Annotated in this window: 21 protein-coding genes; 1 reads left to right on the top strand and 20 read right to left on the bottom strand. The window is 55.7% G+C overall.

From position 1 onward, the window contains the following. The first annotated feature begins 118 nt into the window (after nucleotides 1-118). Nucleotides 119-2,953 (top strand): excinuclease ABC subunit UvrA, encoded by a 2,835-nt coding sequence (uvrA, locus tag NTD89_RS17525; protein WP_262208786.1) that lies wholly within the window; start codon nucleotides 119-121, stop codon nucleotides 2,951-2,953. 65 nt (nucleotides 2,954-3,018) lie between these two features. Here the strand turns inward: uvrA and bfr are convergent, their stop codons facing one another. The 20 genes from bfr to rpsQ all read right to left on the bottom strand — a co-directional run bounded on the left by bfr (nucleotide 3,019) and on the right by rpsQ (nucleotide 14,296). After that, nucleotides 3,019-3,483 (bottom strand): bacterioferritin, encoded by a 465-nt coding sequence (bfr, locus tag NTD89_RS17520; protein WP_015886133.1) that lies wholly within the window; start codon nucleotides 3,481-3,483, stop codon nucleotides 3,019-3,021. 155 nt (nucleotides 3,484-3,638) lie between these two features. Next, nucleotides 3,639-5,087: a catalase gene (locus NTD89_RS17515; protein ID WP_315975611.1), complete on the bottom strand. Its 1,449-nt coding sequence runs from the start codon at nucleotides 5,085-5,087 to the stop codon at nucleotides 3,639-3,641. Nucleotides 5,088-5,328: 241 nt separating this feature from the next. Next, nucleotides 5,329-5,715 carry a 50S ribosomal protein L17 gene (gene rplQ / locus NTD89_RS17510; RefSeq protein WP_003176402.1) on the bottom strand — a complete coding sequence of 129 codons (387 nt, stop codon included), beginning with the start codon at nucleotides 5,713-5,715 and terminating at the stop codon, nucleotides 5,329-5,331. A gap of 41 nt (nucleotides 5,716-5,756) precedes the next feature. After that, nucleotides 5,757-6,758, bottom strand: coding sequence for a DNA-directed RNA polymerase subunit alpha (locus NTD89_RS17505; protein WP_003176403.1), 1,002 nt, complete (start codon nucleotides 6,756-6,758; stop codon nucleotides 5,757-5,759). A gap of 22 nt (nucleotides 6,759-6,780) precedes the next feature. After that, the gene (gene rpsD, locus NTD89_RS17500) at nucleotides 6,781-7,401 is read right to left on the bottom strand and encodes a 30S ribosomal protein S4 (RefSeq protein ID WP_003210056.1); all 621 of its coding nucleotides are present in this window, start codon (nucleotides 7,399-7,401) and stop codon (nucleotides 6,781-6,783) included. A gap of 18 nt (nucleotides 7,402-7,419) precedes the next feature. Beyond that, nucleotides 7,420-7,809 carry a 30S ribosomal protein S11 gene (gene rpsK, locus NTD89_RS17495; protein ID WP_002555466.1) on the bottom strand — a complete coding sequence of 130 codons (390 nt, stop codon included), beginning with the start codon at nucleotides 7,807-7,809 and terminating at the stop codon, nucleotides 7,420-7,422. Nucleotides 7,810-7,839: 30 nt separating this feature from the next. Further along, on the bottom strand, nucleotides 7,840-8,196 hold the full coding sequence (gene rpsM / locus NTD89_RS17490) for a 30S ribosomal protein S13 (protein ID WP_024077676.1): 357 nt from the start codon (nucleotides 8,194-8,196) through the stop codon (nucleotides 7,840-7,842). A 129-nt stretch (nucleotides 8,197-8,325) separates the two neighbouring features. Then, nucleotides 8,326-8,442, bottom strand: a complete 117-nt coding sequence (gene rpmJ, locus NTD89_RS17485; protein ID WP_002555468.1) for a 50S ribosomal protein L36 — start codon at nucleotides 8,440-8,442, stop codon at nucleotides 8,326-8,328. Nucleotides 8,443-8,469: 27 nt separating this feature from the next. Next, the gene (gene secY / locus NTD89_RS17480; RefSeq protein ID WP_016969470.1) at nucleotides 8,470-9,798 is read right to left on the bottom strand and encodes a preprotein translocase subunit SecY; all 1,329 of its coding nucleotides are present in this window, start codon (nucleotides 9,796-9,798) and stop codon (nucleotides 8,470-8,472) included. Further along, nucleotides 9,799-10,236, bottom strand: coding sequence for a 50S ribosomal protein L15 (rplO, locus tag NTD89_RS17475; protein WP_003176407.1), 438 nt, complete (start codon nucleotides 10,234-10,236; stop codon nucleotides 9,799-9,801). It abuts the gene before it with no gap. 3 nt (nucleotides 10,237-10,239) lie between these two features. Then, entirely contained in the window at nucleotides 10,240-10,416 is a 177-nt protein-coding gene (gene rpmD, locus NTD89_RS17470; protein ID WP_003176408.1) for a 50S ribosomal protein L30, read from the bottom strand. Nucleotides 10,417-10,418: 2 nt separating this feature from the next. Beyond that, nucleotides 10,419-10,919, bottom strand: a complete 501-nt coding sequence (gene rpsE / locus NTD89_RS17465; protein WP_003176409.1) for a 30S ribosomal protein S5 — start codon at nucleotides 10,917-10,919, stop codon at nucleotides 10,419-10,421. A gap of 3 nt (nucleotides 10,920-10,922) precedes the next feature. Then, nucleotides 10,923-11,273, bottom strand: a complete 351-nt coding sequence (rplR, locus tag NTD89_RS17460; protein WP_003186037.1) for a 50S ribosomal protein L18 — start codon at nucleotides 11,271-11,273, stop codon at nucleotides 10,923-10,925. 10 nt (nucleotides 11,274-11,283) lie between these two features. Beyond that, a complete protein-coding gene (rplF, locus tag NTD89_RS17455; protein ID WP_003176412.1) occupies nucleotides 11,284-11,817 on the bottom strand; it encodes a 50S ribosomal protein L6 in 534 nt (177 codons plus the stop codon). Nucleotides 11,818-11,829: 12 nt separating this feature from the next. Then, nucleotides 11,830-12,222: a 30S ribosomal protein S8 gene (gene rpsH / locus NTD89_RS17450; RefSeq protein ID WP_010566853.1), complete on the bottom strand. Its 393-nt coding sequence runs from the start codon at nucleotides 12,220-12,222 to the stop codon at nucleotides 11,830-11,832. Nucleotides 12,223-12,430: 208 nt separating this feature from the next. Then, nucleotides 12,431-12,736: a 30S ribosomal protein S14 gene (gene rpsN / locus NTD89_RS17445; protein WP_003176414.1), complete on the bottom strand. Its 306-nt coding sequence runs from the start codon at nucleotides 12,734-12,736 to the stop codon at nucleotides 12,431-12,433. 13 nt (nucleotides 12,737-12,749) lie between these two features. Further along, nucleotides 12,750-13,289, bottom strand: coding sequence for a 50S ribosomal protein L5 (gene rplE, locus NTD89_RS17440; protein ID WP_003194642.1), 540 nt, complete (start codon nucleotides 13,287-13,289; stop codon nucleotides 12,750-12,752). A gap of 22 nt (nucleotides 13,290-13,311) precedes the next feature. Further along, on the bottom strand, nucleotides 13,312-13,626 hold the full coding sequence (gene rplX, locus NTD89_RS17435) for a 50S ribosomal protein L24 (RefSeq protein ID WP_007896770.1): 315 nt from the start codon (nucleotides 13,624-13,626) through the stop codon (nucleotides 13,312-13,314). Between the two features lie 11 nt (nucleotides 13,627-13,637). Then, a complete protein-coding gene (rplN, locus tag NTD89_RS17430) occupies nucleotides 13,638-14,006 on the bottom strand; it encodes a 50S ribosomal protein L14 (RefSeq protein ID WP_002555479.1) in 369 nt (122 codons plus the stop codon). A gap of 23 nt (nucleotides 14,007-14,029) precedes the next feature. Then, the gene (gene rpsQ / locus NTD89_RS17425; RefSeq protein WP_003176419.1) at nucleotides 14,030-14,296 is read right to left on the bottom strand and encodes a 30S ribosomal protein S17; all 267 of its coding nucleotides are present in this window, start codon (nucleotides 14,294-14,296) and stop codon (nucleotides 14,030-14,032) included. Nucleotide 14,297 lies beyond the last annotated feature (1 nt).

The raw sequence follows: 14,297 nt of genomic DNA, 5'->3' as shown, positions 1-14,297 counted from the left end.
GCGGCGCTTTGCCGCGCAGCTTTCATGTAAGGCTGCAACCGGCACTTTGACAGTGTATATTCATCCAGTCTTTAGCCGTATACTCCTGCATTATTTACGCCCGCCGTGCGAGGCCATCTTGGACAAGATCCTGATTCGTGGGGCTAGAACCCACAACCTGAAGAACATCGACCTGACCCTGCCCCGGGACAAACTGATCGTCATCACCGGCCTGTCCGGCTCCGGCAAATCGTCCCTGGCGTTCGACACGCTGTATGCCGAAGGTCAGCGTCGCTACGTGGAATCGCTGTCGGCCTATGCCCGGCAATTCCTGTCGATGATGGAAAAGCCTGACGTCGACACCATTGAAGGCCTGTCGCCGGCAATTTCCATCGAGCAGAAGTCGACCTCCCATAACCCGCGCTCTACCGTGGGCACCATCACCGAAATCTACGACTACCTGCGTCTGCTGTATGCGCGTGTGGGTATTCCGCGCTGCCCGGACCACGATATTCCCCTGGAAGCCCAGACCGTCAGCCAGATGGTCGACCTGGTGCTGGCCCAGCCGGAAGGCGCCAAGCTGATGTTGCTGGCGCCGGTGATTCGCGAGCGTAAAGGCGAACACCTTTCGGTCTTCGAAGAGCTGCGTGCGCAAGGTTTTGTGCGCGCGCGCATCAACGGCAAGCTGTATGAGCTGGATGAAGCGCCGAAGCTCGACAAGCAGAAAAAGCATTCCATTGATGTGGTGGTCGACCGCTTCAAGGTGCGCGCCGACTTGCAGCAGCGTTTGGCCGAATCGTTCGAAACCGCGCTGAAGCTGGCGGATGGCATTGCGCTGGTTGCACCGATGGACGACGAGCCGGGTGAAGAGGTTATCTTCTCCGCGCGCTTTGCCTGCCCGATCTGCGGCCACGCCATCAGCGAGCTGGAGCCCAAGCTGTTTTCCTTCAACAACCCGGCTGGCGCTTGCCCGACCTGCGATGGCCTGGGCGTTAATCAGTTCTTCGACATCAAGCGCCTGGTCAACGGTGAGCTGACTTTGGCGGAGGGCGCGATTCGCGGCTGGGACAGGCGTAACGTCTACTACTTCCAGATGCTGGGGTCATTGGCCTCGCACTATAAATTCAGCCTGGAAGTGCCGTTCAACCAGCTGCCGGCCGAGCAGCAGAAGGTCATCCTGCGCGGCAGCGGCTCGCAGAATGTCGACTTCAAGTACCTGAACGACCGTGGCGATATCGTCAAACGCTCGCACCCATTCGAAGGCATCGTGCCGAACCTGGAGCGTCGTTACCGCGAGACTGAGTCGGCGAGCGTGCGTGAAGAGCTGGCCAAATTCCTCAGCACTCAGCCTTGCCCGGATTGCCGCGGCACGCGTCTGCGTCGCGAGGCGCGGCATGTGTGGGTGGGCGAGAAGACACTGCCGGCCGTGACCAACCTGCCGATTGGCGATGCCTGTGAATATTTCGGTGGGCTCAAGCTGACCGGGCGTCGTGGGGAAATTGCGGACAAGATCCTCAAGGAAATCCGTGAGCGCCTGCAATTCCTGGTTAACGTTGGCCTGGACTACCTGTCGCTGGATCGCAGTGCGGACACGTTGTCTGGCGGTGAAGCTCAGCGGATTCGCTTGGCCAGCCAGATTGGTGCTGGCCTCGTGGGCGTGTTGTACATCCTCGATGAACCGTCGATTGGCCTGCACCAACGGGACAACGACCGCCTGCTGGGAACGCTGAAGCACCTGCGGGATATCGGCAACACCGTGATCGTGGTCGAGCACGATGAAGACGCGATTCGCCTGGCGGACTACGTGGTCGACATCGGCCCGGGCGCGGGTGTGCACGGTGGCCATATTGTTGCCGAGGGCACGCCTGCCGAGGTAATGGCTCACCCGGACTCTTTGACCGGCAAGTACCTGTCTGGCCGCGTGAAGATTGAAGTGCCGGCCAAACGTACGCCACGCAACAAGAAAATGGCGCTGCACCTGAAGGGCGCACGCGGTAACAACTTGCGCAACGTCGACCTGGAAATTCCGCTGGGTCTTTTGACCTGCGTGACCGGTGTTTCCGGCTCGGGCAAGTCGACACTGATCAACAACACGCTGTTCCCGCTGAGTGCCACCGCCTTGAATGGCGCGACCACTCTGGAAGCGGCCGCGCACGACAGCATCAAGGGCCTGGAGCATCTGGACAAAGTCGTCGACATCGACCAAAGCCCGATCGGCCGTACACCACGCTCCAACCCGGCGACCTATACCGGCTTGTTCACCCCAATCCGCGAGCTGTTTGCTGGCGTACCCGAATCCCGCTCGCGGGGTTATGGGCCGGGCCGGTTCTCGTTCAACGTCAAGGGCGGGCGCTGCGAAGCTTGCCAGGGCGATGGCCTGATCAAGGTAGAGATGCACTTTCTGCCGGACATCTACGTGCCGTGCGACGTGTGCAAGAGCAAGCGTTATAACCGCGAAACCCTGGAGATCAAGTACAAGGGCAAAAGCATCCACGAAACTCTGGAGATGACCATCGAGGAAGCGCGGGTGTTCTTCGACGCGGTTCCTGCGTTGGCGCGCAAGCTGCAAACGTTAATGGATGTGGGCCTGTCGTACATCAAGCTGGGTCAATCGGCGACAACCTTGTCCGGCGGCGAGGCGCAGCGGGTGAAGTTGTCTCGTGAGCTGTCCAAGCGGGACACTGGCAAGACTTTGTATATCCTCGATGAGCCGACCACGGGTCTGCACTTCGCCGATATCCAGCAATTGCTGGACGTACTGCACCGCTTGCGTGACCACGGCAATACAGTGGTGGTTATTGAGCACAACCTGGATGTGATCAAGACTGCCGACTGGCTGGTGGACCTGGGGCCGGAAGGCGGCTCCAAGGGCGGCCAGATCATTGCGGTGGGCACACCGGAGCAGGTTTCCGAGATGCCGCAGTCGCATACCGGTTACTACTTGAAGCCGTTGCTGGCACGCGATAAAGCCTGATTTTTCGGGCGCATGAAAAAGCCCCTGTCACTTTGCGGTGACAGGGGCTTTTTTGTAGCCGGGAATCAGAACTGCGATTGCAGGTAATTCTCCAGGCCAACCAGCTTGATCAGGCCCAACTGCTTTTCCAGCCAGTAGGTGTGATCTTCTTCGGTGTCGTTGAGCTGCACCCGGAGAATTTCGCGGGTCACGTAGTCGTTGTGCTGCTCACAGAGCTCGATGCCCTTGCAGAGTGCGGCACGCACCTTGTACTCGAGGCGAAGATCGGCTGCGAGCATGTCAGGCACCGTAGTGCCCACATCCAGGTCGTCGGGACGCATACGCGGCGTGCCTTCGAGCATCAGGATACGGCGCATCAGCGCGTCAGCGTGCTGTGCCTCTTCTTCCATTTCGTGGTTGATACGCTCGTAGAGCTCGGTAAAGCCCCAGTCTTCGTACATGCGCGAATGGATGAAATATTGGTCACGAGCTGCCAGTTCGCCCGTCAGCAACGTGTTGAGGTAATCGATTACGTCGGGGTGACCTTGCATCGCCCTACATCTCCCTGCTTGAAAGTCTGTAGTTTGAACCATGATGACCCGAAGGTCACGGGACCAACGGCAGAAAAGTGAAGATTTCCGGAGAAAAGTGGCTGAAATAACGCAAAAACCGCCCAAATGAGGGCGGTTCTGCTTATCGTTTAGACTTAACTAAGCGTTACACCCAATACCTTTGCGATTGCGTCTCCATAAGCCGGGTCAGCTTTGAAGAAATGCTGCAGTTGGCGCTGAACCACATCGCTGGTGACGCCGGCCATTGCACCGGCAATGTTGCTGACCAGCAGGGCTTTTTGACTCTCGTCCATCAAGCGAAACAGTGCACCGGCATGGCTGTAGTAGTCGGTGTCCTCACGGTGATCGTAGCGATCAGCGGCACCGCTCAGGGCCAGGGCGGGTTCTGCATACTGTGGCGCTTGCTTGGGCGCATCAGCGTAACTGTTTGGCTCATAGTTAGGCGCTGCGCCACCATTGCTGCCGAAGGCCATCGAACCATCACGCTGGTAGCTGTTTACCGGGTTGCGTGGGGCGTTCACCGGCAATTGCTGGTGATTGGTACCCACGCGGTAGCGGTGAGCATCGGCGTAAGCGAATACGCGGCCTTGCAGCATGCGGTCAGGTGACAGGCCGACACCCGGCACCATGTTGCTTGGGCCAAACGCGGCCTGCTCTACTTCAGCAAAGTAGTTCTGCGGGTTACGGTTGAGCTCCAGTTCGCCGACTTCGATCAGGGGAAACTCTTTCTGCGACCAGGTCTTAGTCACATCGAAGGGGTTCTCGTAGTGAGCGTTAGCTTGGGCTTCAGTCATGATCTGAATGCAGACGCGCCATTTCGGGAAGTCACCCCGCTCAATCGCACCAAACAAATCACGCTGTGCGTAATCAGGGTCTGTACCGGCCAGGCGCGCAGCTTCAGCGGGTGCCAGGTTCTTGATCCCTTGCTTGGTCTTGTAGTGCCACTTAACCCAGTGACGCTCACCACGAGCGTTGATCAGGCTATAAGTGTGACTGCCAAAGCCGTGCATGTGACGGTAGCCGTCAGGAATGCCGCGATCCGAAAAGAGGATGGTGACTTGATGCAACGCTTCCGGAGAGTGCGACCAGAAATCCCACATCATCTGCGCACTTTTCAGGTTGCTTTGCGGCAAGCGCTTTTGGGTGTGGATAAAGTCCGGGAATTTCAGCGGGTCACGGATGAAGAACACAGGCGTGTTGTTGCCCACGATGTCCCAGTTACCTTCCTCGGTGTAGAACTTCAGGGCGAAACCGCGAGGATCGCGCTCAGTGTCGGCCGAACCGCGCTCGCCGCCGACAGTGGAAAATCGCAGAAACGTCGGTGTTTGTTTTCCGACGGACTCGAACAGTTTCGCGCTGGTGTACTGAGTGATGTCTTGAGTAACGGTGAAAGTACCGTAAGCACCCGAGCCTTTGGCGTGCACGCGGCGCTCAGGAATGTTTTCACGGTTGAAGTGTGCGAGCTTCTCGATCAGGTGGAAATCGTCGAGCAGCAGAGGACCGCGCGGGCCGGCGGTACGGGAATTCTGGTTATCGGCAACGGGCGCACCGCTGGCGGTAGTAAGGACTTTACTCATGCTCAATCTTCCTCAGGTCAGACTCGGAACTGCCGGCTAATCGGCTTGGAGGAAGTATCGACCATCAAGATGACACCATCAAATGCATTAAATCATGACCTTTGATAGAGAATAACTAATGAGCCATTCGCGCAAACGGCGATGGGTTGATAGAAGCGCGGGCAGCGACGCAGGAAATCCAGGTGTTTTTTTAGACGCGCACAAAAAACCGGGCACTAGGCCCGGTTCTTCGTTGCAGACTGTCGTCTTACTCGGCGGATACAGCTTCGCCGGCAGTAGCACGATCAACCAACTCGACGTACGCCATAGGCGCGTTGTCGCCAGCGCGGAAACCGCACTTGAGGATGCGCAGGTAGCCACCCTCACGGGTAGCGTAACGCTTGCCCAGGTCGTTGAAGAGCTTACCAACGATAGCTTTCGAACGAGTACGGTCGAAAGCCAGACGGCGGTTAGCCAGGCTGTCTGTCTTGGCCAAAGTGATCAGCGGCTCAGCAACGCGACGCAGTTCTTTAGCTTTCGGCAGTGTAGTTTTGATCAGCTCGTGCTCGAACAGCGACACCGCCATGTTTTGGAACATGGCCTTGCGGTGCGAGCTGGTACGGCTCAGGTGACGACCACTTTTACGATGACGCATGGTTCATTCCTTACCAAACTCACGTTCGGTGATTACGACGATCAGGCAGTCGCCTTGTCGTCCTTCTTAAGACTTGCAGGCGGCCAGTTGTCGAGGCGCATGCCGAGGGACAGACCGCGGGAGGCCAGAACGTCCTTGATTTCAGTCAAGGATTTCTTGCCCAGGTTCGGAGTCTTCAACAGTTCTACTTCGGTACGCTGAATCAGGTCACCGATGTAGTAAATGTTTTCCGCCTTAAGGCAGTTAGCCGAACGTACAGTCAGTTCCAGATCGTCAACCGGGCGAAGCAGGATCGGATCGATCTCGTCTTCCTGCTCGATTACCACTGGTTCGCTGTCACCTTTGAGGTCGACGAACGCAGCCAACTGCTGTTGCAGAATGGTTGCAGCGCGGCGGATAGCCTCTTCAGGATCCAGAGTACCGTTGGTTTCCAGATCAATAACCAGCTTGTCCAGGTTAGTACGCTGTTCGACACGGGCGTTTTCCACCACGTATGCGATACGGCGAACCGGGCTGAACGAAGAGTCAAGCTGCAAGCGACCAATGCTGCGGCTTTCGTCTTCATCGCTCTGACGCGAGTCGGCCGGTTCATAACCACGACCACGAGCTACAGTGAGCTTCATGTTCAGGGCGCCGTTAGACGCCAGGTTAGCGATTACGTGATCGGGGTTAACGATCTCGACATCATGATCCAGCTGAATATCGGCAGCGGTAACCACCCCCGAACCCTTCTTCGACAAGGTCAGCGTAACTTCGTCACGGCCGTGCAGCTTGATAGCCAGACCTTTAAGGTTCAACAGGATTTCAATTACGTCTTCCTGTACACCTTCGATGGCGCTGTACTCGTGGAGCACACCGTCAATCTCGGCCTCGACTACTGCACAGCCGGGCATTGAGGACAACAGGATGCGGCGCAGCGCGTTGCCCAGGGTGTGGCCAAAACCACGCTCGAGAGGCTCGAGAGTGATCTTGGCGCGGGTTGGACTGACAACCTGCACATCAATGTGGCGGGGTGTCAGGAACTCATTTACCGAAATCTGCATGGATGCACCTATTTTCTAGCCCTTACTTGGAGTAGAGCTCGACAATCAGGCTTTCGTTGATGTCGGCGGACAGATCACTGCGAGCAGGAACGTTCTTGAAAACGCCCGACTTCTTCTCAGTGTCTACTTCTACCCATTCTACGCGGCCACGTTGGGCACACAGATCGAGAGCTTGGACAATGCGAAGTTGGTTTTTTGCTTTCTCGCGAATCGCGACCACGTCACCAGCACGAACCTGGTAAGACGGGACGTTAACGGTTTGGCCGTTTACGCTGACGGATTTGTGCGATACCAGCTGACGGGATTCGGCACGAGTCGAACCAAAGCCCATACGGTATACAACGTTGTCCAGACGGCATTCGAGCAGTTGCAGCAGGTTTTCACCGGTTGCACCTTTCTTGCCAGCAGCTTCTTTGTAGTAGCCGCTGAACTGACGCTCGAGAACGCCATAAATACGACGGACCTTCTGCTTTTCACGCAGTTGGGTGCCGTAATCGGACTGGCGACCGCGGCGTTGGCCGTGGATACCAGGTGCTGCTTCAATGTTGCACTTCGATTCGATCGCGCGCACGCCGCTCTTCAGGAAGAGATCGGTGCCTTCGCGACGAGCGAGTTTGCATTTTGGACCAATGTAACGAGCCATTCTTTACAATCTCCTGGATTACACGCGGCGCTTCTTCGGCGGACGGCACCCGTTGTGCGGGATTGGCGTCACGTCGGTGATGCTGGCGATCTTATAGCCACAGCCGTTCAAAGCACGGACAGCAGACTCACGACCTGGACCTGGACCTTTGACGTTGACGTCGAGGTTTTTCAGGCCGTATTCCAGCGCAGCTTGACCAGCACGTTCAGCAGCTACTTGAGCAGCAAACGGGGTGGACTTGCGGGAACCGCGGAAACCCGAACCACCAGAGGTAGCCCAAGACAGCGCGTTACCTTGACGGTCGGTGATGGTCACGATGGTGTTGTTAAAAGATGCATGGATGTGGGCGATGCCATCAACCACTGTCTTTTTAACTTTTTTACGAGGACGAGCAGCAGGTTTTGCCATGATAATTTTCCTGTCGATTCGCTGGGGCGATTACTTGCGGATCGGCTTACGCGGACCTTTACGGGTACGCGCGTTAGTCTTGGTACGCTGACCGCGTACTGGAAGACCACGACGATGACGCAGACCGCGATAGCAACCGAGGTCCATCAAACGCTTGATTTTCATGTTGATTTCGCGACGCAGGTCACCTTCAGTGGTGAACTTCGCCACTTCGCCACGCAGCAATTCAATCTGCTCGTCGCTCAGATCCTTGATCTTAGCGGCTGGGTTTACCCCAGCAACTGCGCAAATTTTCTGCGCAGTAGTGCGACCAACACCATAGATGTAGGTCAGCGAGATAACAGTGTGCTTGTTATCTGGAATGTTAACGCCTGCAATACGGGCCATTCAGTGGGACTCCAATTGACAGCTACCTACGCCCCGGAAGCCAAGAAATAGGGCGCGAGATAATATCGCTGTAATAACAAATAATCAACCCGGCAGCGCACTAGCTGCCGGGCTTCAAGCGGATCACACTCAGCCTTGGCGCTGTTTGTGACGCGGTTCCGCGCTGCAAATTACTCGAACAACACCTTCGCGGCGAATAATCTTGCAGTTACGGCACAGCTTTTTCACCGATGCACGAACTTTCATCACCAACTCCTCGAACCTTATGGGTACTCAGCGCAACATGCCGCTGCCGTAACCCTTCAGGTTGGCTTTCTTCATCAGGGATTCGTACTGGTGCGAAACGAGGTGCGATTGTACTTGGGACATGAAGTCCATCACAACCACGACCACGATCAGCAACGAGGTCCCGCCAAGGTAGAACGGAACGTTTGCTGCAACCACCAGGAACTGGGGCAACAAGCACACGGCCGTCATATATAGAGCACCGAACAGGGTCAAACGAGTCAGAACGCCATCAATGTAGCGCGCAGACTGCTCACCTGGACGAATACCCGGAATAAAGGCACCGGACTTCTTCAGGTTTTCCGCTACGTCTTTCGGATTGAACATCAACGCCGTATAGAAGAAGCAGAAGAAAATAATCCCTGCACTAAACAGCAGAATATTCAACGGCTGACCAGGAGCGATCGACTGAGAGAGGTCCTGCAGCCAGCCCATGTTTTCAGACTGACCAAACCAGGTACCCAACGAAGCCGGAAACAGCAAAATGCTGCTCGCGAAAATTGCCGGAATAACACCGGCCATATTCACTTTCAGCGGCAAGTGGCTGGTCTGCGCAGCGAAGACCTTACGGCCCTGCTGACGCTTGGCGTAGTGAACAGCAATACGACGCTGGCCACGCTCAATGAACACCACAAAACCGATAATCGCTACTGCCAGCAAACCGATAGCAACCAGAGCGAAGATATTGATATCACCCTGACGTGCAGACTCGAAAGACTGCCCAATTGCTCTCGGAAGACCGGCGACGATACCTGCGAAAATCAACATCGAGATACCGTTACCAACACCACGCTCAGTAATCTGCTCACCCAGCCACATCATGAACATCGCACCAGCCACAAAAGTGGATACCGCGACGAAATAGAAGCCAAAGTCACCAGTGAACGCAACGCCCTGCCCTGCCAGGCCAACGGACATGCCGATAGCTTGAACCAGGGCGAGGACGACAGTGCCGTAGCGGGTGTACTGGCTAATCTTGCGACGGCCAGCTTCACCTTCCTTCTTCAACTGCTCCAACTGCGGGCTGACGGCGGTCATCAGTTGCATGATGATCGATGCCGAAATGTACGGCATGATCCCCAGTGCAAAGATGCTCATCCGTTCCAGCGCGCCGCCGGAAAACATGTTGAACAAGCTAAGAATGGTCCCCTCATTCTGTCGAAACAGGTCTGCGAGTCGGTCCGGGTTGATACCTGGAACCGGGATGTGTGCGCCTATTCGGTAGACGATAATCGCCAGGAACAGAAAACGCAGACGAGCCCAAAGTTCAGACATACCGCCTTTGCCGAGCGCTGAGAGAGCACCTTGCTTAGCCATTTATTCCTCGAACTTGCCGCCAGCTGCTTCGATAGCCGAACGCGCACCTTTGGTGGCGCCGATTCCCTTGCCGATAGTGACAGCGCGAGTCACTTCACCGGACAGCATGATTTTCACACGCTGTACGTTGACGTTGATCACGTTGGCATCTTTCAGGGTCTGCACAGTAACGATGTCGCCTTCCACTTTAGCCAGCTCGGACAGACGCACTTCTGCGCGGTCCATAGCCTTCAGGGAAACGAAACCGAACTTAGGCAGGCGACGATGCAGCGGCTGTTGGCCGCCTTCAAAGCCTGGAGCGATGGTACCACCGGAGCGGGAGGTTTGACCTTTGTGGCCACGGCCACCAGTCTTACCCAAACCGCTACCGATACCACGGCCCGGACGATGCTTTTCGCGACGGGAACCCGGCGCTGGACTCAGATCATTGAGTTTCATCGATTAACCCTCTACACGCAGCATGTAGTAAGCCTTGTTGATCATCCCGCGATTCTCGGGAGTATCCTGGACTTCTACAGTGTGACCGATGCGACGCAGACCCAAACCCTTAACGCACAGTTTGTGGTTAGGAATGCGGCCGGTCATGCTTTTGATCAGCGTTACTTTAACGGTAGCCATGATCAGAAGATCTCCTTGACAGTCAAACCACGCTTGGCAGCGATGGACTCAGGAGATTGCATAGCCTTCAAACCTTTGAAAGTGGCGTGAACCACGTTTACCGGGTTAGTCGAGCCGTAGCACTTGGCCAGAACGTTCTGAACGCCAGCAACTTCGAGGACAGCACGCATAGCGCCGCCAGCGATGATACCGGTACCTTCAGAAGCAGGCTGCATGTACACCTTCGAAGCGCCGTGAGCGGACTTCATTGCGTACTGCAGAGTGGTGCCGTTCAGATCAACTTGGATCATGTTGCGACGAGCAGCTTCCATTGCCTTCTGGATCGCAGCAGGCACTTCACGTGACTTGCCACGGCCGAAGCCAACGCGCCCTTTACCATCACCAACCACGGTCAACGCGGTGAAAGTGAAGATACGGCCGCCTTTAACGGTTTTGGCTACGCGGTTAACTTGAACCAGCTTCTCAATGTAGCCTTCGTCGCGCTTTTGGTCGTTATTTGACATAACTTAGAACTCCAGCCCAGCTTCACGAGCAGCATCAGCCAGCGCTTTCACGCGACCGTGGTACTTGAAGCCAGAGCGGTCGAAAGCCACTTGCGAGACGCCAGCGGCCTTAGCACGCGTAGCGACCAGCTGGCCAACCTTTGTGGCCGCGTCGATGTTGCCAGTGGCACCATCACGCAGTTCTTTATCCAAAGTCGAGGCGCTTGCCAGGACTTTGTTGCCGTCGGCCGAGATGACCTGGGCGTAGATGTGCTGCGACGAGCGGAACACGCAGAGACGCACGACTTCGAGTTCGTGCATTTTCAGGCGTGCTTTGCGAGCGCGACGCAGTCGAGTAACTTTTTTGTCGGTCATTTGCTATGCCCTACTTCTTCTTGGCTTCTTTACGACGGACGACTTCGTCCGCGTAGCGCACACCTTTGCCTTTGTACGGCTCTGGTGGACGGAAGTCGCGGATCTCAGCGGCCACCTGACCTACCAGCTGCTTATCAATACCCTTGATCAGGATATCGGTCTGGCTAGGGGTCTCAGCGGTGATGCCTTCCGGCAGTTCGTAATCCACTGGGTGCGAGAAGCCAAGGGCCAGGTTCAAAACCGTGCCTTTTGCTTGCGCTTTGTAACCAACACCGACCAGCTGGAGCTTACGCTCGAAGCCTTGGCTTACGCCTTGGACCATGTTGTTTACCAACGCACGCGTGGTACCGGCCATTGCGCGAGTTTGTTGATCGCCATTGCGAGCAGCGAAACGCAGCTCACCAGCTTCTTCAACGATCTCAACGGACGAATGGATGTTCAGTTCAAGAGTGCCCTTGGCACCCTTCACCGAAAGCTGTTGGCCTGCGAATTTTACTTCGACACCGGCTGGCAGCTTAACGGGGTTCTTAGCGACGCGAGACATGCTTATCCCCCCTTAGAACACAGTGCAAAGAACTTCGCCGCCGACACCGGCAGCGCGCGCAGCACGATCCGTCATCACACCTTTGTTGGTGGAGACGATAGACACGCCCAGACCGCCACGAACTTTCGGCAGATCTTCAGCGGACTTGTACTGACGCAGGCCTGGACGGCTAACGCGCTTCACTTCCTCGATGACCGAACGGCCTTCGAAGTACTTCAGCTCGATGGACAGCAGTGGTTTTGTTTCGCTGCTGATCTGATAACCCGCAATGTAGCCTTCGTCTTTCAGGACTTTGGCAACAGCTACCTTCAACTTGGAAGATGGCATGCTTACGACGGACTTTTCAGCCATCTGGGCATTACGGATACGAGTTAGCATGTCCGCTAACGGGTCCTGCATACTCATGGGCTAGACGCTCCTAATACAAAAAAATTAGCCTTGCGGCTACATATGTCGCCGAGAATCTCCGAGCATAGAAAACACGGGCTCAGGCGAGCCGGGTATTCTAGACACACTCCGGAAATGAAACAAGCCCCAAAAGGGGCTTGTTCCAGATTCAAGGTCACCGGTGGTCAGTATCTTGCGACGCAGACCACCCGGACTTCGAAAGTACTTACCAGCTGGCTTTAACCAGACCTGGTACGTCACCACGCATTGCCGCTTCACGCAGTTTGTTACGGCCGAGGCCGAACTTGCGGTAAACGCCGTGTGGACGACCGGTCAGGCGGCAGCGGTTACGCATGCGCGAAGCGCTTGCGTCACGTGGCTGCTTCTGCAGAGCAACTGTAGCTTCCCAACGTGCTTCTGGACTTGCGTTCAGATCAACGATGATTGCTTTCAGTGCTGCACGCTTCTTGGCGTACTTGGCAACCGTGAGCTGACGCTTCAGCTCGCGGTTTTTCATGCTCATCTTGGCCATGGTCCTACTCCAATCAGTTGCGGAACGGGAATTTGAAAGCACGCAACAGGGCGCGACCTTCATCATCGTTCTTGGCAGTGGTGGTCAGGGTGATGTCCAGACCGCGGAGAGCATCGATCTTGTCGTAGTCGATTTCCGGGAAGATGATCTGCTCTTTCACGCCCATGCTGTAGTTACCACGACCATCGAAGGACTTGGCATTCAGGCCGCGGAAGTCGCGAACCCGAGGCAGGGAGATCGACAGCAGACGATCCAGGAATTCGTACATACGCTCACGGCGCAGAGTCACTTTGACGCCGATCGGCCAACCTTCACGGACTTTAAAGCCAGCGATGGATTTCCGAGCGTAAGTCACAACGACTTTTTGACCGGTGATCTTTTCCAGGTCAGCAACAGCGTGCTCGATGACTTTTTTGTCGCCGATCGCTTCGCCCAGACCCATGTTCAGGGTGATTTTGGTAACGCGCGGAACTTCCATCACGTTCCCGAGCTTAAGTTCTTCCTTAAGCTTGGGGGCGATTTCCTTCCGGTAAATCTCTTGTAGTCGTGCCATGGTCTTATCTACCTAGCAGTGTTCAAGCATCAACCGCTTTTTGGGTCGACTTGAAGACACGAATTTTCTTACCGTCTTCTACTTTGAAACCAACACGATCAGCCTTGTTGGTTTCGCCGTTGAAGATGGCGACGTTAGAAGCGTGCAGTGGCGCTTCTTTCTCGACGATACCGCCTTGTACGCCCGACATCGGGTTAGGCTTGGTATGACGCTTGACCAGGTTCAGACCACCAACGACCAGACGGTCATCAGCAAGAACCTTCAGCACCTTACCGCGCTTACCTTTGTCTTTGCCGGCGATCACGATGATCTCGTCGTCACGACGAATCTTTTGCATGTCGGATCTCCTTACAGCACTTCTGGGGCGAGCGAGACGATCTTCATGAACTTCTCAGTACGAAGTTCACGGGTCACTGGCCCAAAGATACGGGTGCCGATCGGCTCTTGCTTGTTGTTCAGAAGAACAGCAGCGTTGCCATCAAAGCGGATAATGGAGCCATCTGCACGGCGTACGCCGTGACGAGTGCGGACTACAACAGCAGTCATCACTTGGCCTTTTTTCACTTTACCGCGAGGAATTGCTTCCTTGACGGTAACTTTGATGATGTCACCGATACCAGCGTAACGACGATGGGAGCCACCCAGCACCTTGATGCACATAACACGGCGAGCGCCGCTGTTATCGGCCACATCGAGCATGGATTGAGTCTGAATCATATAATTTCTCCGACCCCTAGTCCTTAGACTTCCACAGCGCGTTCGAGAACATCAACCAGTGCCCAAGACTTGGTCTTGGCCAGCGGACGAGTTTCACGAATAGTGACTTTGTCGCCGATGTGGCACTGATTGGTTTCGTCGTGCGCGTGCAGCTTAGTCGAACGCTTAACATATTTACCGTAGATCGGGTGCTTAACGCGACGCTCGATCAAAACGGTGATGGTTTTGTCCATCTTGTCGCTGACAACACGGCCAGTCAGCGTACGGACAGTCTTTTCGGCTTCAGCCATG

The sequence above is a fragment of the Pseudomonas sp. 14P_5.3_Bac1 genome, from assembly GCF_025466135.1.
Classification (GTDB): domain Bacteria; phylum Pseudomonadota; class Gammaproteobacteria; order Pseudomonadales; family Pseudomonadaceae; genus Aquipseudomonas.
The sequence above is the reverse complement of the archived record's forward strand: the minus strand, read 5'-3'. Positions and strand labels throughout refer to the sequence as shown.